At 72.5% G+C, this 15,846-nt stretch carries 14 protein-coding genes; 7 read left to right on the top strand and 7 right to left on the bottom strand.

Annotated features, from left to right (window positions below; all coding sequences use genetic code 11):
• Positions 1–136 precede the first annotated feature (136 nt).
• The 4 genes from CCN35_RS03565 to CCN35_RS03580 all read left to right on the top strand — a co-directional run bounded on the left by CCN35_RS03565 (position 137) and on the right by CCN35_RS03580 (position 4,434).
• The gene (locus CCN35_RS03565; RefSeq protein WP_086791479.1) at positions 137–2,392 is read left to right on the top strand and encodes an MMPL family transporter; all 2,256 of its coding nucleotides are present in this window, start codon (positions 137–139) and stop codon (positions 2,390–2,392) included.
• Between the two features lie 224 nt (positions 2,393–2,616).
• Complete coding sequence (locus CCN35_RS03570; protein ID WP_086791481.1) at positions 2,617–3,171, top strand: YbaK/EbsC family protein; 555 nt, start codon at positions 2,617–2,619, stop codon at positions 3,169–3,171.
• Positions 3,168–4,013 (top strand): DMT family transporter, encoded by an 846-nt coding sequence (locus CCN35_RS03575; RefSeq protein WP_067396345.1) that lies wholly within the window; start codon positions 3,168–3,170, stop codon positions 4,011–4,013. The genes CCN35_RS03570 and CCN35_RS03575 overlap by 4 nt, the downstream gene beginning before the upstream one ends.
• 145 nt (positions 4,014–4,158) lie before the next feature.
• Complete coding sequence (locus CCN35_RS03580) at positions 4,159–4,434, top strand: DUF1876 domain-containing protein (protein WP_067396490.1); 276 nt, start codon at positions 4,159–4,161, stop codon at positions 4,432–4,434.
• A gap of 133 nt (positions 4,435–4,567) precedes the next feature.
• Here the strand turns inward: CCN35_RS03580 and CCN35_RS03585 are convergent, their stop codons facing one another.
• The 4 genes from CCN35_RS03585 to CCN35_RS03600 are packed head-to-tail and all read right to left on the bottom strand — an operon-like array spanning position 4,568 to position 7,683.
• Positions 4,568–5,035 carry a MarR family winged helix-turn-helix transcriptional regulator gene (locus CCN35_RS03585; RefSeq protein WP_067396348.1) on the bottom strand — a complete coding sequence of 156 codons (468 nt, stop codon included), beginning with the start codon at positions 5,033–5,035 and terminating at the stop codon, positions 4,568–4,570.
• Complete coding sequence (locus CCN35_RS03590; RefSeq protein WP_067396351.1) at positions 5,032–5,781, bottom strand: energy-coupling factor ABC transporter ATP-binding protein; 750 nt, start codon at positions 5,779–5,781, stop codon at positions 5,032–5,034. Before CCN35_RS03590 ends, CCN35_RS03585 begins: the two co-directional genes overlap by 4 nt.
• Positions 5,778–6,569, bottom strand: coding sequence for a cobalt ECF transporter T component CbiQ (cbiQ, locus tag CCN35_RS03595; RefSeq protein ID WP_067396354.1), 792 nt, complete (start codon positions 6,567–6,569; stop codon positions 5,778–5,780). Before cbiQ ends, CCN35_RS03590 begins: the two co-directional genes overlap by 4 nt.
• A gap of 1 nt (position 6,570) precedes the next feature.
• Positions 6,571–7,683 carry an energy-coupling factor ABC transporter permease gene (locus tag CCN35_RS03600; RefSeq protein ID WP_067396359.1) on the bottom strand — a complete coding sequence of 371 codons (1,113 nt, stop codon included), beginning with the start codon at positions 7,681–7,683 and terminating at the stop codon, positions 6,571–6,573.
• A 202-nt stretch (positions 7,684–7,885) separates the two neighbouring features.
• Here CCN35_RS03600 and CCN35_RS03605 point away from each other — a divergent pair, with 202 nt between their 5' ends.
• A complete protein-coding gene (locus tag CCN35_RS03605) occupies positions 7,886–8,254 on the top strand; it encodes an SsgA family sporulation/cell division regulator (RefSeq protein WP_067396364.1) in 369 nt (122 codons plus the stop codon).
• A gap of 100 nt (positions 8,255–8,354) precedes the next feature.
• On the opposite strand, the gene CCN35_RS03610 is transcribed toward CCN35_RS03605, so the two are convergent.
• The 3 genes from CCN35_RS03610 to CCN35_RS03620 form a co-directional block, all read right to left on the bottom strand.
• Positions 8,355–10,040: a penicillin-binding transpeptidase domain-containing protein gene (locus CCN35_RS03610; RefSeq protein WP_067396367.1), complete on the bottom strand. Its 1,686-nt coding sequence runs from the start codon at positions 10,038–10,040 to the stop codon at positions 8,355–8,357.
• A 199-nt stretch (positions 10,041–10,239) separates the two neighbouring features.
• Positions 10,240–11,856, bottom strand: coding sequence for a penicillin-binding transpeptidase domain-containing protein (locus CCN35_RS03615; RefSeq protein WP_086791483.1), 1,617 nt, complete (start codon positions 11,854–11,856; stop codon positions 10,240–10,242).
• 104 nt (positions 11,857–11,960) lie between these two features.
• Positions 11,961–13,700: a dolichyl-phosphate-mannose--protein mannosyltransferase gene (locus CCN35_RS03620; RefSeq protein ID WP_067396373.1), complete on the bottom strand. Its 1,740-nt coding sequence runs from the start codon at positions 13,698–13,700 to the stop codon at positions 11,961–11,963.
• A 96-nt stretch (positions 13,701–13,796) separates the two neighbouring features.
• Between CCN35_RS03620 and rsmI the strand changes: the two genes are divergently transcribed.
• On the top strand, positions 13,797–14,690 hold the full coding sequence (gene rsmI, locus CCN35_RS03625) for a 16S rRNA (cytidine(1402)-2'-O)-methyltransferase (protein ID WP_067396494.1): 894 nt from the start codon (positions 13,797–13,799) through the stop codon (positions 14,688–14,690).
• Positions 14,691–14,805: 115 nt separating this feature from the next.
• Positions 14,806–15,690, top strand: coding sequence for a TatD family hydrolase (locus CCN35_RS03630; RefSeq protein WP_086791485.1), 885 nt, complete (start codon positions 14,806–14,808; stop codon positions 15,688–15,690).
• Positions 15,691–15,846 lie beyond the last annotated feature (156 nt).

Below are 15,846 nucleotides of genomic sequence, written 5' to 3' on the forward strand. Positions count from 1 at the left end.
GCGCACCCCCCTCCTGACCGTCCCCGCCCGCGCAGCACCCGATCGATCGAGCACCTGACGCCGCACCGCTCACGTCGTCGGGCCGATGACCCCTGCCCAGAAGAAATCACCACGACCTGACCGGGAGTACGTCACCGTGGCCACGTTCCTCTACAGACTCGGCCGCCTCGCCTTCCGGCGACGGCATGTCGTCGCTCTGATCTGGGTGGCGCTGCTCGCCCTCGCCGGTGCCGGCGCCGCCTCCGCGCCCGCCGCGGGCAACGCCTCCTTCTCCATCCCCGGCACCGAGGCCCAGCGGGCCTTCGACCTGCTGGAGCAGCGCTTCCCCGCCGCGAACGCCGACGGGGCGACCGCGCGCGTGGTGTTCAAGGCGCCCGACGGCGAGAAGATGACGGACGCCGGCCACAAGGCGACCGTGGACAAGACCGTCAAGGAGCTGTCCGGCGGCCCGGAGGTCGCCGCCGTCACCGACCCCTACACCACCGGGGCCGTCAGCCGGGACGGCACGATCGCGTACGCGTCGGTGAACTACAAGGTCTCCGGGATAGAACTGGAGGAATCCTCCCGCACCGCCCTCAAGAAGGCCGCGCAGCACGCGCGGGAGACCGGACTGACCGTGGAGATCGGCGGCGACGCCCTCTTCACCACCCCCGAGACCGGCACGGCGGAGATCGTCGGCATCGCGATCGCGGCCGTCGTCCTCGTCATCACCCTCGGCTCGCTGATCGCGGCCGGGCTGCCGCTGCTGACCGCGATCATCGGTGTCGGCATCGGCGTGGCGACGATCACCGTTCTCGCCAAGCCCCTCGACCTGGGCTCCACCACCTCCATCCTGGCCACGATGATCGGCCTCGCGGTCGGCATCGACTACGCCCTGTTCATCGTCTCCCGCTACCGCGCGGAGCTCGCCGAGGGCCGTGAGCGCGAGGAGGCGGCGGGCCGGGCCGTCGGCACGGCCGGCTCCGCGGTGGTCTTCGCCGGTCTCACCGTCGTGATCGCCCTGGTCGGCCTGTCCGTGGTCAACATCCCGATGCTGACGAAGATGGGCGTCGCCGCGGCCGGCACGGTCGCCATCGCCGTGCTCATCGCGCTCACGATGATCCCGGCGCTGCTGGGCTACGCGGGCCGCGCGATCAAGCCGGCCGGGGAGAGGAACGGGCTGCTCGGCCGCGGACGCGACGGGAAGAAGGACGAGGCGAAGGACGCCGCGGAGGGCGAGGAGAAGAACGGGACGAAGCCGGGGCGGCCGAACATGGGCACGCGCTGGGCGAGCTTCGTCGTCCGCCGTCCCGTCGTCGTGCTGCTGATCGGCGCGGTCGGCCTGGGCGCCGCCGCGATACCGTCCTCCTCCCTCGAACTGGGCCTGCCCGACGACGGCTCCCAGCCGACCTCCACCACCCAGCGCCGCGCCTACGACCTGCTCTCCCAGGGCTTCGGCCCCGGCGTCAACGGTCCGCTCATGGTCGTGGTGGACGCGAAGGACAGCGACGACCCGAAGGCCTCCTTCGCCAAGGTCACCGACGAGATCAAGGACCTCAAGGGCATCGTGGCCGTGACCCCGGCGCAGCCCAACGAGACCGGCGACACCGCGATCGTCACCGTCGTGCCCCGGTCCAAGCCGTCCTCGACCGCCACCGAGGACCTGGTGCACGCCATCCGCGGCGCGGGCGCCGACATCGAGGACACGACCGACGCCAAGGTCCTGGTCACCGGCGCCACGGCGATGAACATCGACGTCTCGCAGAAGCTGAACGACGCGCTGCTGCCGTACCTGGCCCTGGTGGTCGGCCTCGCCTTCCTGCTGCTGATCGTGGTCTTCCGCTCGGTCCTCGTCCCGCTCAAGGCGGCGCTCGGCTTCCTGCTGTCGGTGCTGGCGGCGCTCGGCGCGGTGGTCGCGGTCTTCCAGTGGGGCTGGATGGCCGACCTGATGGGCGTGGAGGAGACCGGCCCGGTCATGTCGATGATGCCGATCTTCATGGTGGGCGTCGTCTTCGGTCTCGCCATGGACTACGAGGTGTTCCTCGTGACCCGGATGCGCGAGGCCTACGTCCACGGGGAGAAGCCCGGCCAGGCCGTGGTGACCGGCTTCCGGCACGGCGCCCGGGTGGTCACGGCCGCCGCGATCATCATGATCGCCGTCTTCTCCGGGTTCATCGGCTCCAGCGAGTCGATGGTCAGAATGATCGGCTTCGGCCTGGCGGTCGCGGTGTTCTTCGACGCGTTCATCGTGCGCATGGCGATCGTGCCCGCGGTCCTGGCCCTGCTGGGCCACAAGGCCTGGTGGCTGCCGAAGTGGCTGGACCGCGTCCTGCCCAACGTGGACGTGGAGGGCGAGGGCCTGCGCACCGGACAGGACGCCCCGGCCGAGGACCGGGCACTGGTGCGGGCCTGATCCACGGCCTCGCCGAAGGACCGGCCGGTGGGGGTGCCTTGGGGACGGCGCACCCTCACCGGCCTTGCCCGTACGGGGAGCTGTCCGTCCGGCGGCCGGATGCGGCGGTCCGCGTCCGCCGGGCGGCCCGCCGCCTTCGCGGCGTGCCCCACCGGCGGAAAGGCGTGCCCCACCGGCGGAAAGGGATTGCCCGGCCGCGGCCCCTGGCGGCTAACCTGCCGCTCATGACCACGCCTCCCGAGTCGGCGGCCCATCCCCGTTTCGCCGAGGCCCTGCGCGAGCGGGGGCTTCAGGAACTGATCGCCGAGGTCCGCCACTTCCCCGAGTCCACCCGGACCGCCGTCGAGGCCGCCGCAGCCGTCGGCTGCGAGCTGAGCCAGATCTGCAAGTCGCTCGTCTTCGCCGTCTGGGGATCCCCCCTGCTCGAGCACGACCGAAAGTCCGGCGAGGGGAAAGCCGAGGAAGGCGTGCCGGTCCTGGTCCTCGTGGACGGAGCCTCCCGTGTGGACCTCGAGCGCGTACGGGAGGAGCTCGGCGCCCGGAAGGTCGCCCGGGCCAGGGCCGACGTCGTCCGGGAGACCACCGGGTACGCCATCGGCGGCGTACCGCCCTTCGGGCACCGCACGCGCACCCGGGTGCTCGCCGACCGGGCGCTGCTGGACCACGACGTGGTCTGGGCAGCCGCCGGAACCCCGTACACCGTCTTCCCGATGGACCCCAAGGAACTGGTCGCCCAGGCCGGCGGCGCCCTTGTGGACGTACGCGAGCGCACCGCGTGACCCCGGTCGTCACCGCAGCCGTGCTGCTCGCGGCGGTCACCCACGCCAGCTGGAACGCGATCGCCCACCGGATCACCGACAAACTGGTCGGGTTCACGCTCATCACGGGCGGGGGCCTGCTGATCGGGCTGGCCATGGCGCCGTTCGTCCCGTTGCCGGCGCCCGGCGCATGGCCGTACCTGCTGGCCTCGGCGGCCATCCACATCGTGTACTACGCCCTGCTGATGAAGTCCTTCCGGCTCGGCGACTTCGGGCAGGCCTATCCGATCGCACGCGGCACCGCACCGCTCGTCGTCACCGTGCTCGCGGCCGTCTTCGCGCACGAGGTGCCCGACGGCTGGACGGCCACGGGCATCGCCCTGTCCTGCGCCGGCCTGACCGGTGTCGCCCTGTGGGGCCTGCGCGGACACCGGCCGAACTGGGCGGCGATCGGCGCCGCGCTGGCGACGGGACTGTCCATCGCGCTGTACACGGTCGTCGACGGGCTCGGAGTACGCGCCTCGGGGTCGTCCCTCGGCTACATCGCCTGGCTGATGGCGGTCCAGGGCACGGCGATCCCGGCGTACGCGGTGTGGCGCCGGCGCGGGAGCACGGCGGCCGTGCTGCGGTCCCACGCCGCACTCGGGCTGCTCGGGGCGGCGCTGTCCGTGACGGCGTACGCGCTGGTGCTGTGGGCGCAGACGAAGGCGGAACTCGCACCGATCGCCGCCCTGCGGGAGTCGTCGATCATCGTGGGCGCCGCGATCGGCGCGGTGTTCTTCAAGGAGCGCTTCGGAGTGCCGCGCATCGCGGCCGCGGGGCTGCTGGTCGTCGGGATCGGGCTGATGCTGCACGCGGGATAGGGCCGGCCGCCCGGCGGGGACGGAGCCGGTTCCCGGCGGGCAGGACCGGTTGCCCGGCGGGGCGGGGCCGGCTTCCCGGACTCCTTGGATGCACGAGCGCCGTGTGAGGAGCACCCTGGAATCAGGTGTTCCGGAGGTGATCGTCATGATGAAGACCGCAGTGGGATGGCATGTCGAGCTGGAGTTCAAGGAGGACGACCAGCACACCCGGGCGGTGGCGGTGGTCCGGCTGCCCGACGGCAGCGAGATCCGGGCGCACGGGCGGGCCACCAGGCACCACACCGATGCGAATCAGCCCCGCGTCGGCGAGGAGATCGCCGGAGCAAGGGCACTGAACGATCTCGCCATGCAGCTGTTGTCCAAGGCACACACCGAGATCGACGAGGCATCGGGCCGCACGTCGCAGCCCATCCACCTCTGAGGCGGCGGGAGTTCCGTCGCACACGGAGGCATACGGAGAACTCGTCCGGCCGGTGCCGGCCGGATCCCGCGCCGGGACCCGGCCGGCACCGGCGCGTCACCGGTCGGGAGCAGTCAGGAGCGGTCAGGGGCGGTCAGGAGCGCCGTACGGCCGCCTCCGCGCGCTCCGTCAGCCGCCACAGCTCCTCGCGCAGCCGTACGGCCTCCGCCGCGCCGACCCCCGTCGTCGCCAGCAGCGTGCCGGGCACGCGCGCCGCACGCTCCCGGAGTTCCTCCCCGCGTCCGGTGACCGTCACGAGCACCGACCGCTCGTCGCGCACCGACCGCTCCCGGCGCACCAGCCCCGCCGCCTCCAGCCGCTTCAGCAGCGGCGACACCGTGCCGTAGTCCAGGCGCAGCGCCGTGGCCAGTTCCTTCACCGTGCTCTCCCCCTGCTCCCACAGCACCAGCAGCACCAGGTACTGGGGGTAGGTGAGACCCAGCTCGTCGAGAAGCGGCCGGTACACGGCCGTCACCGCGCGCTGGGCGGCGTACAGCGCGAAGCACAGCTGGTCGTCCAGCAGCAGCGACCCGGCGGGCCCTTCGTCGTGGTGGCGCGTCACGCGCCCATTGTCACGGACCGCGGATCGAAGCCGAAGGGCAGCTCCAGGCGGTGGGCGCGCAGCAGCGCGTCGTCGGAGAGCAGCTCGCCGGTCGGGCCGTCCGCCACGATCACCCCGTCGCTCAGGATCAGCGAACGCGGGCACAGCTCCAGCGCATACGGCAGATCGTGGGTGACCATGAGCACCGTCACGTCCAACGAGCGCAGGATGTCGGCCAGTTCGCGCCGCGAGGCCGGGTCGAGATTGGACGAGGGCTCGTCCAGGACCAGGATCTCCGGCTCCATGGCGAGGACGGTCGCCACGGCGACCCGGCGGCGCTGGCCGAGGGAGAGGTGGTGCGGCGGGCGGTCGGCGAACTCCCGCATGCCGACCCGTTCCAGGGCGGTGTGCACCCGCCGCTCCAGCTCCGGGCCCCTCAGCCCGGCCGCCGCCGGCCCGAAGGCCACGTCCTCCCGCACGGTCGGCATGAACAGCTGGTCGTCCGGGTCCTGGAAGACGATGCCGACCTTCTGCCGGATCGTGGCCAGGTTCTTCTTCCCGACCGGCAGCCCGGCCACCCGCACCGTGCCGGTGCCGCCGCTCAGAATGCCGTTCAGATGCAGCACGAGGGTGGTCTTCCCGGCGCCGTTCGGGCCGAGCAGCGCCACCCGCTCCCCGCGCTCGATGCGGAAGTCCACGCCGAACAGGGCCTGGTGGCCGTCGGGATAGGCGAAGGCGAGGCCGGAGACCTCGAGGGAGACAGTCATAGCGTCCATCCCAGCAGACAGACCACGAGCGCCGCACCGGGGAGGGCCAGGGCGTACGACCACTGCGCCCGGGACGCGGTCACCTCGTCGACGACCGGCATGGAACCGGCGTACCCCCGGCTCACCATGGCCAGATGGACCCGTTCCCCGCGCTCGTAGGCGCGGATGAACAGCGCCCCCGCGGACTTGGCGAGCACGCTCCAGTGCCGCGGGCCGCGCGCCTCGAAGCCGCGCGACTCCCGGGCGATCCGCATCCGCCGCATCTCGTCGGCGATGACGTCGCCGTAGCGGATCATGAAGGAGGCGATCTGCACCAGCAGCGGGGGGAGCCTGAGGCGCTGCAGGCCCAGCAGCAGCTCCCGCGGTTCGGTGGTGGCGGCGAGCAGGACCGAGGCGGCCACGCCCAGGGTGCCCTTGGCGAGCACGTTCCAGGCGCCCCACAGACCGTTCACGCTCAGCGACAGCCCGAGGACGTCCACCCGCTCGCCCTCCGCCACGAACGGCAGCAGCACCGCGAACGCGACGAACGGCACCTCGATCAGCAGCCGCTTGAGCAGGAAACCGGCGGGCACACGGGCCACGGAGGCGACGACCGCGAGCAGAAGGGCGTACAGGGCGTACGCCCACATCGCCTCCCGCGGGGTCGACACCACGACCAGGACGAAGGCGAAGACCGCGACGAGCTTGGTGTGCGGGGGCAGCGCGTGCACGGGGGAGTGCCCGTGCCGGTACAGCCGGTGCGCCCCTTTCCCGCCGAGGGCGTGGGCGGTGCCCGCATTCGCGCCCATGTCAGACGGTCCGGGACCCGGAGGAGGACGAGGAGGACGCGGCGGACCCGGTGGACTCGGCGGACCCACCGGACCCGGCGGCGGCCGTACGGCGCCTGCGGACCACCCAGAAGACGCCGCTGCCCGCCGCGACGGTCACCCCGACGCCGATCACGCCCGCGAGCCCGCCGGACAGCCGCTCGTTCGCGACGTCCTTCACGCCGTAGTCGGCGAGCGGGGAGTCGGCGTAGGCGTGCTCCTTCTCCGTCTTGTCGATGCCGTGGTCCTGGGCGACCCTCTCCAGCCCGTCGGGGTCGGCGGAGGCGTAGAAGCTGACGAAGCCGGCGAGCACGAGGGACGTGATCAGCCCGGTGATCCACAGCGGGCGGTGGGAGCGTGCCGTGGCGGGGGCGGACTCCGGCTCCGGGTCCTTCGGGGCGTCCGGGACGTCGACGAGCTCCCCGTTCACCCGCAGCCTCAGAGGCTGCCGGAGGTCGCGCGCGCCGTGCACCAGGTCCGGGCGTACGGCGATGACGGCGCCGACGGTCAGCGCGGTGATCACGGCCTCGCCGATGCCGATGAGGACGTGCACGCCGACCATGGCGGTGGCGACCTTGCCGATCGCGACGTCGGTGGTGCCGCCGGCCGCGTAGAGCAGCGTGAAGGCGAGGGCGGAGGCCGGCACGGAGACGAGGGCGGCGACGAAGGAGGCGGCCGTGACCGTGCGGCGGCCGCGCGGGAGCAGTTTCACCAGGCCGCGGAAGACGGCGTAGGCGACGACCGCGGTGACGACCGCCATGAGGGTGATGTTGACGCCGAGCGCGGTCAGCCCGCCGTCGGCGAAGAGCAGGCCCTGGACGAGCAGGACGACCGAGATGCACAGGATCCCGGTGCAGGGGCCCACGAGGATCGCGGCCAGTGCCCCGCCGAGGAGGTGGCCGCTGGTTCCGGCCGCGACGGGGAAGTTGATCATCTGTGCGGCGAAGACGAACGCCGCGACGAGGCCGGCCAGCGGCGCGGTCCGCTCGTCGAGTTCCCGGCGCGCGCCGCGCAGACCGACGGCGATGGCGCCGGCGGCGACGACTCCGGCGACGGCGGACGTGGGCGCGTTGAGGAATCCATCAGGCACATGCACCGCTCAATGGTGTGGCTTGTTGCAATCCCTTCGCAAGAGCGAGGGAGTTGTGCATAAGCACGAATGCGTGGTTCCGTGCCGGATTCGGGGAGTGTATTTCGGGCAATACGGGGCATGAGGGGCGCGTGAGCGCATCGCAGGATGCGGCTCTCGCGCAGGCGGCACGACGTAAAAGCGGCACGACGTAAAAGGGGTTTGCCCGATGCCGGTAGTCGAGGAGTACGCACGCGCCCACATACTCACGGACGGCGGCCGGGACGACCAGGAGGACGTCGCCGTGCAGGTCGTCCTGCGCCACGACCCCCTGGCGGACCCGCGCGAGGTGCGGATCGGCCTGCCCGGCAGGGACGAGCGCGCCTTTCCCCGGTCGCTTCTCGAACAGGGACTGCGCGCCCCGGCGGGCGACGGCGAGGTGCGGGTGTGGCCGTGCGGGCGGGCACAGACCGTGATCGAGCTGCACTCCGCCCAGGGGGTGTCGGTCGTGCAGTTCGAGACCTGGACGCTGACCAGGTTCCTGCGGCGGATCCACAGGGCGGCCGCGACGGCAGCGGCGGCGGCCGTCCACGGATGAGACGGGGGAGGGCCGGACGACCTGACGGCCGCCGCCGGCCGCCGGGGACACGGTGTGCTCACGCGGGAGTGCGGTGTGCGCACACCGGGGCGCGATGTGCTCAGCCGCCCGCCTTCAGCAGGGACGCCACGATCGGGCCCGCCGTCTCGCCGCCGGTGCCGGCCGCCTGGACGACGGCCGCCGCGGCGAGGTCACCGCGGTAGGCGATGAACCAGCCGTTGGGCTTCTCCTGGTTGTCGACCTCGGCGGAACCGGTCTTCGCACCGAAGTCCGGGCCGAGACCGGCCATGGCCTCGGCGGCGGTGCCGGCCGCGGCCGTGTGCTTCATCAGATCGCGCAGCTGGGACAGCGCGGACGGGGATATCGTGCGGGAGGCCGTGGCGAGCTTGCGGTTGTCGACGGACGGCGGGACCAGGTAGGGCTGACGGAAGGTGCCCTCCTTGACCGTCGCGGCCACCGACGCCATGGTCAGCGGGTTCATCCGGACCCCGCCCTGACCGATGAGCGACGCGGCCATCGGGGCCGCCGACTGCACCGGGACCGCGCCGTCGAAGGTCGGCACGCCGACCGCCCAGTTGTCCAGGCCCAGGCCGAAGAACTGCTGGGCGTGCTGGGTCAGGTCGGAGTTCTTCAGTTTCTCCGCCTGGCTGATGAAGGCCGTGTTGCAGGAGCTGGCGAAGCTCGCCTTGAACGTGCCGTTCTTGATCTCGAACTTCTTGTAGTTGTGGAACTTCCAGCCGCCGTAGGTGAACGTCTTCGGGCAGGGGTGCGGCTTGTCGGCCGAGGCCAGCCCCTTCTCTATGAGCAGCGACGCGGTGACGACCTTCATCGTGGAGCCGGGGGCGAGGGAGCCCTGGAAGGCGACGTTGAAGTTGCGGTTGCTGTTCGCCACCGCGAGGATCTCGCCGGTCGACGGGCGCAGCACCACCACCGAGGCCCGCTTCCTGCGGGCCACCTCCTGCTCGGCCGCGGCCTGCAGGGACGGGCTCAGCGTCGTCTTCACCGTGCCCGGCGTGCCCTTGCTCAGCTCCAGGAGCGTCTTGTCGGACAGCTCCGCCTTCTTCGACTCCTCGCCGCGGACGACCCTCAGCTCCACGCCCGCCGTGCCGCCCGCCGTCCTGCCGTACTTCGCGCGCAGCCCGTCCAGGACCGGGCCCAGTGACGGGTACGTGTCGGTGCTCAGCTCGTTGCCGTCCCGGTCCAGGGCCTTCACCGGCGGGGTGCCGGCCTCGCCGGTGACCAGGGTGTCGCCGTCCCGCAGATCGGGGTGGACGACGGCGGCGTGCCAGTCGACGACCGGCTCGCCGTCCGAGGCACGCCGGACGACGGTCAGCTCGCTGTCGTACGTCAGCGGCTTGGACTGCCCCTGGTACGACACCGTGGCCTTCACGGAGAACGGCACTTTGGCGCCGTCGGGGGTGCCCGGGGTCAGCGTGACGTCCTTCAGATGCGCGTCCTTGGCGTAACCGGTCAGCAGGGCGCCGGCCGCCGCGGAGTCGTTCGTCGCGGCCGCCGCCTCGGCGGGCCTGCCCTCCTGCCAGGCGGTCAGGAACCGTGTGGCCGCGGTCTGCACCTCGTCCGCCGACAGCGGGCCGGTCTTCACCGCCTTGCGGGTCTGTGCCGAGGTCTGCGTCCGGCTTCCGTCCGCGGAGTCACCGCTGAACATCGCGTAGCCGCCGACTCCCGCGCCGACGGCCACCACGGCGATCACTCCACCGATCACGACGGGAGACGCCGTCCTCCGCCGCTCGCCCTGCCGCCCGGTGACGCGTCTTCTCTTGCCCACTGCGTTCCGTCCTTCGCGATTACCCGGGGCGCCCCCACCGCCCTCACCCGCCACACGCTTCTTGGCGTCGGCCATCACCCTAGAGTCTGCCTGCCGGTCCCGCCCGGGGCGGCGGGGGGTCACGGACTGCCCCAACTCCCCGGCGGGCGGGGGATCTCGGCGTCGCTGCGGCCCGGGGCGGGGCCGGCCGGGAGGCGGCTCAGCCGCCCGCGCGCAGGACGGCCGCCACGATCGGGCCCGCCGCGTCGCCGCCGCGACCGCCCTGCTGGGCCATGGCGGCAGCCGCCAGGTCGTTCCGGTAGCCGGTGAACCAGCTGTTGGGCCGGGCCTGGCCGTCCACCTCCGCGGAACCGGTCTTCGCGCCGATGCTGCCGCTCAGACCCGCCATCGCGGCGGCCGCGGTGCCACGGGTGGCGGCGCGGTGCATCATCTGCCGCAGCTGGGCGACCGTGCCCGGCGACAGGCCCCGGGCCCGGGCCAGCGGGCGGTCGTCGAGCGACGGCGGGACGACGACCGGCTGGCGGAAGGTGCCGGTCATCGCGGTGGCCGTCACCGACGCCATGGTCAGCGGGCTCATCTGGACCTGGCCCTGGCCGAGGAGGTTGGCCGCGGTGTCCGGGCCGCCGGAGGCGGGCACCGAGCCGTCGAAGGACGGGACCCCGACCTTCCAGTCGTCCCGGCCGAGCCCGAAGCGCTCCTCGGCCTCCCGGGTCAGGGAGTCCACCGCGACCTCGTCCGCGTACTTCACGAACGCCGTGTTGCAGGAACGGGCGAAGCTCTCCGCGAGAGTGGCGTCCTCGTCGGGGACCATGCCCTCCAGGTTGCGGAAGATCCGGCCCTGCCACACCGCCGTGTCGGGGCAGGGCGCCGGACCGTTCGCCGTGGTGATCCCGTTGTCGATGAGCGTGGCCGCGCTGATGATCTTCATGGTGGAGCCGGGGGCGAGCCGGCCGAGGAAGGCGGCGTTGAAACCGTCGGCGCGATGGTTGGCGACCGCGAGGATCTCGCCGGTGGACGGCTTCACGGCGACCACGGACGACTCGGCGTGATTCCGCACGGCCCGCTCGGCCGCCGCCTGCACCCGCGCGCTGATGGTCGTGGGCAGCCTGCCCGGCCGGCCCTTGGCGAGGGTGATCAGCGGGGTCTCGGCGGCACCGGAGTCCTGGTGCCGTATGCGCAGCTCGACCGCGGGTCTGCCGCCCGCCTTGTCGCCGTACTTCTTCCGCAGCTCGTCCAGGATCGGCCCGAGGGAGGGGTACTCGTCCCGGGTCAGCACGGTGCCGTCGCGGTCGACGGCCTCGATCGGCGGCGCCTTCGACTCGCCCGTGACGAGCGTGTCGCCCTTCTTCAGCTCGGGGTGCACCACCGACGGGTCCCAGTCGACCAGCGGCCGGTGCGTGGTGACGCCGCGCACGACGGTCAGCTTGCTGCGGTAGGCGAGAGGCTTCGACGTCCCGTCGTAGGACACGGTCGCCTCGACCGAGAAGGGCACGGTGGTCCCGGAGACCGCGCCGGGCGTGATCCGCACATCGGTGATGTGCGCCTCGTGCCCGTAGGCGGCGAGCAGCTGCCCGGCCGCCTCGGGGAAGTTCGTGTACGACGCGGCCGTCTGCGCCTCGCCCTTCTCCCAGGCCGCGAAGAACTTCGCCGACGTCTCCCGCACCTCGTCCCCGCTCGGCGGCCCGGTCCTGACCTGCGCCGGGCGGCCCGTCGGGTCGTGCAGTGCGGACACCAGGGTGAAGGCCCCGTACCCGGCCCCGCCCATCAACGCGGCGAACACACCGCCGACCACGGCGACTTTCGCCCCCTTGCGCATACCGCGCCCCCTCCCCCTTCGAAGAGCCACCGACTCTAGGGGGTCACGGGGGACCTGTGAGCCCTGTTTCCGGATGTTGTCCGAACAGAGATCGATCGCCCGGCTCACACCCAGGTATCCAGCCACATCCGGGCCCGCCAGTCGTCGATGGGGATGGGGATGCCGGTGTACAGGGGCCAGAAGTAGATGAAGTTCCAGGCGATCAGCAGGACCAGGACCCCCGCGCCGGCCGCGCCCGTGACGCGGCGGGTCTCCGTGGAGCCGGGCGGGCCGACGATCGCGCCGATCAGCATCGCCACCGCGAGGCAGAGGAACGGCAGGAAGACGATGGAGTAGAAGAAGAAGATCGTGCGCTCCTGGTAGAAGAACCAGGGCAGATAGCCGGCCGCCACGCCGCAGGCGATGGCGCCCGCGCGCCAGTCGCGGCGGAAGAACCACCGCCACAGCACGTACACCAGTGCCGCGCAGGCCGCCCACCACAGCAGGGGGGTGCCGATGGCGAGGACCTCGCGGGCGCACTTGTCGGCCGTGTCCGCCGGGCAGCCGTCGGTGCCGGGGGAGGGGGACTCGTAGAAGTACGACACCGGGCGGCCGTTGACGAGCCAGCTCCACGGGTTGGACTGGTAGGGGTGCGGCGAGGACAGGCCGACGTGGAACGTGTAGACCTGGTGCTCGTAGTGCCACAGGCTGCGCAGCCAGTCCGGCAGGAAGGTCCAGTCGCCGCCGCGGCCGGCCTTGGCCGCCCAGTCGCGGAAGTAGCCGCCGGTGCCGTCGGCGGGGGAGAGGATCCAGCCGATCCAGGAGACCAGGTAGACGGTGAGCGCGACCGGGACCGTGGACAGGAACGCCAGGCCCAGGTCCCGCTTCAGCACGGTCAGATACGGACGCCGGGCACCGGCCACCCTGCGGGAGCCGACGTCCCACAGCACGGTCATCACGCCGAACGCGGCCATGATGTACAGGCCGTTCCACTTGGTGCCGAACGCCAGGCCCAGCATGAGGCCCGCCGCCCAGCGCCACGGGCGCGGGCCCAGACGGGTCGTCTCGGCCGTGTGCGCGTCGGGCCGGACCCGGCCGTCGGCGTCGGCCGGGAGCGCGGCGGCGAGTTTCGCCCGGGCCCGGTCGCGGTCGATGAGCAGACAGCCGAAGGCGGCCAGCACGAAGAACATCAGCACGCCGTCGAGCAGCGCGGTCCGGCTCATCACGAAGTGCAGACCGTCCACGGCCATGAGCGCGCCCGCCAGACAGCCCAGGAAGGTCGAGCGGAACAGCCTCCGGCCGATCCGGCACAGCATCAGCACGGACAGCGTGCCGAGCAGGGCCGTCATGAACCGCCAGCCGAACGGGGTGAATCCGAAGACCAGCTCCCCGAGGCCGATCACGTACTTGCCGACCGGCGGGTGCACGACGTACGACGCGTCCGTGGGGATGGGGACGTCGCCGCCGGTCCTCAGGATCAGGTCGTTGACGTTCTTGTCCCAGTTGACCTCGAAGCCGCGGTGGACGATCGCCCACGCGTCCTTGGCGTAGTACGTCTCGTCGAATATCACCGCCTTCGGGCTGCCCAGGTTCCAGAACCGCAGCACGCCCGCCAGCAGCGCGACCAGCAGGGGACCGCCCCAGGCCGACCAGCGGACGATCCGGTCGGCGAGCGTGCGCGGGATGCCGAGGGCCGCCCACAGGCGTGGGCCGGGCCTGGTGAACGGCGGCACCAGACGGTCGCGGACGTCGCTCGTGGGCCCCGCCGCATGGCCGAAGCGGCGCAGCCGCTGCTGCCACGACGGCCGCTGGTCGTACGGGGCCAGGTCCTGCCGGGTGTCCGTGGAGGACGCGGTACTGGTCACCGCGCCATCGTAGGGAACCGTCCCGCGGGAGTCCCGCCCATGGCCGGTACCGGCCGGATACGTCCGCCTTGCAGAGGACTTGAGAGGATGGAGCGCGTGACTGGAACCCTGGTTTTGGCGGGCACTCCCATCGGTGACGTCCAGGACGCACCGCCCCGGCTCGCCGAGGAACTGGCCGGTGCGGACGTGGTCGCCGCCGAGGACACCCGGCGTCTGCGCCGGCTCGCGCAGGCGCTCGGCGTGACCCCCAAGGGGCGCGTCGTGTCGTACTTCGAGGGCAACGAGTCCGCCCGTACGCCGGAGCTGGTCGAGGAGCTGCTCGGCGGCGCACGCGTGCTGCTGGTGACGGACGCGGGCATGCCCTCGGTGTCCGACCCCGGCTACCGGCTGGTCGCGGCGGCCGTCGAGAAGAACGTGCGGGTGACGGCCGTCCCGGGGCCGTCCGCCGTGCTCACCGCGCTCGCGCTGTCCGGGCTGCCCGTCGACCGGTTCTGCTTCGAGGGGTTCCTGCCGCGCAAGGCGGGCGAGCGGCTGTCCCGGCTGCGGGAGGTTGCCGGCGAGCGGCGCACGCTGGTCTACTTCGAGGCCCCGCACCGGCTCGGCGACACGCTCGCCGCGATGGCCGAGGTGTTCGGCGCCCAGCGGCGGGCCGCCGTGTGCCGGGAGCTGACCAAAACCTACGAGGAGGTGCGGCGCGGCGGGCTCGGGGAGCTGGCCGCCTGGGCCGCCGAGGGGGTGCGCGGCGAGATCACCGTCGTGGTCGAGGGGGCACCCGAGAAGGCGGGCGAGGAGGTCGACGCCGAGGAGCTGGTGCGGCGGGTACGGGCGCGTGAGGAGGCCGGCGAGCGGCGCAAGGAGGCCATCGCGGCGGTCGCGGCCGAGGCCGGGGTGCCCAAGCGGGAGGTGTTCGACGCGGTGGTCGCCGCCAAGCACGCCGAGGGCGCCGGGCACGCCGGGCCCACGAAGAACGGGCCCACGAGGAAGGCGTGAGGCACACGGGCGGGTGAGCCGCGCGGGGATGTGAGACGGGGATGTGAGAAGGGTGCCGCACGGGACGGCGGGCGGGGGCGGCATCCCCCTGTCGCCGGGTTCGTAGGATCGAGGCATGCCTTCCACCGCCGACAAGAACGCGGCGCCCCCGCTTCCGGAGCCGCTCCGGATCCCGGTCGCCGACTCCCACACCCACCTCGACATGCAGTCCGGCACCGTCGAGGAGGGCCTGGCCAAGGCCGCGTCCGTGGGAGTGACGACGGTCGTCCAGGTCGGCTGCGACCTCAAGAGCTCGCAGTGGGCGGCCGAGACGGCGGCGGCGTACGGGAGCGTCCACGCCGCGGTCGCCCTGCACCCGAACGAGGCCCCGCGCATCGTGCACGGCGACCCCGACGGATGGTCCCGGCAGGGACCCCGCGAGCCGGGCGGGGACGCGGCGCTGGACGAGGCGCTGGCCGAGATCGACCGGCTGGCCGCGCTGCCCCAGGTCAAGGGCGTCGGCGAGACCGGGCTCGACTACTTCCGCACCGGCCCCGAGGGCAAGGAGGCGCAGGAGCGGTCCTTCCGCGCCCACATCGAGATCGCCAAGCGGCACAACAAGACCCTCGTCATCCACGACCGCGAGGCCCACGCCGACGTCCTGCGCATCCTCAAGGAGGAGGGCGCCCCCGAGCGGACGGTGTTCCACTGCTACTCCGGGGACGCGGAGATGGCCGAGGTGTGCGCCCGCGCCGGCTACTACATGTCCTTCGCCGGCAACGTCACCTTCAAGAACGCCCAGAACCTGCGGGACGCCCTGGCCGTCGCCCCGCTGGAGCTGGTCCTCGTGGAGACCGACGCGCCCTTCCTGACGCCGGTGCCGTACCGCGGACGGCCCAACGCGCCGTACCTCGTTCCGGTCACGGTGCGTGCGATGGCCGCCGTCCGCGGCATCGACGAGGACACGCTGGCGGCGGCACTGGCGGCGAACACGGCACAAGCATTCGACTACGCAAAGTAGCCGAATGGCTTTGGAGGGTGACGGTCCCTCCGTTAGCTTCTGGCGCCGTGAACAACTCGCCCCAGGAGACTCGCGAGCCCCACCAGACGCATGACGTCCCGACGCCGCCGTACGGAGCTCATCGGGCGCCGTCCCCCGGCCCCCGCCGCTCCTCTG

Source organism: Streptomyces thermovulgaris (assembly GCF_002155915.1).
Lineage (GTDB): Bacteria > Actinomycetota > Actinomycetes > Streptomycetales > Streptomycetaceae > Streptomyces > Streptomyces thermovulgaris.

Coding starts and splice junctions, on each gene's coding strand:
- CCN35_RS03570 (WP_086791481.1), top strand. CDS start 2,617: ATGACCACGCCTCCCGAGTCGGCGGCCCATCCCCGTTTCGCCGAGGCC.
- CCN35_RS03580 (WP_067396490.1), top strand. CDS start 4,159: ATGATGAAGACCGCAGTGGGATGGCATGTCGAGCTGGAGTTCAAGGAG.
- CCN35_RS03590 (WP_067396351.1), bottom strand. CDS start 5,781: ATGACTGTCTCCCTCGAGGTCTCCGGCCTCGCCTTCGCCTATCCCGAC.
- cbiQ (WP_067396354.1), bottom strand. CDS start 6,569: ATGGGCGCGAATGCGGGCACCGCCCACGCCCTCGGCGGGAAAGGGGCG.
- CCN35_RS03605 (WP_067396364.1), top strand. CDS start 7,886: ATGCCGGTAGTCGAGGAGTACGCACGCGCCCACATACTCACGGACGGC.
- CCN35_RS03615 (WP_086791483.1), bottom strand. CDS start 11,856: ATGCGCAAGGGGGCGAAAGTCGCCGTGGTCGGCGGTGTGTTCGCCGCG.
- CCN35_RS03630 (WP_086791485.1), top strand. CDS start 14,806: ATGCCTTCCACCGCCGACAAGAACGCGGCGCCCCCGCTTCCGGAGCCG.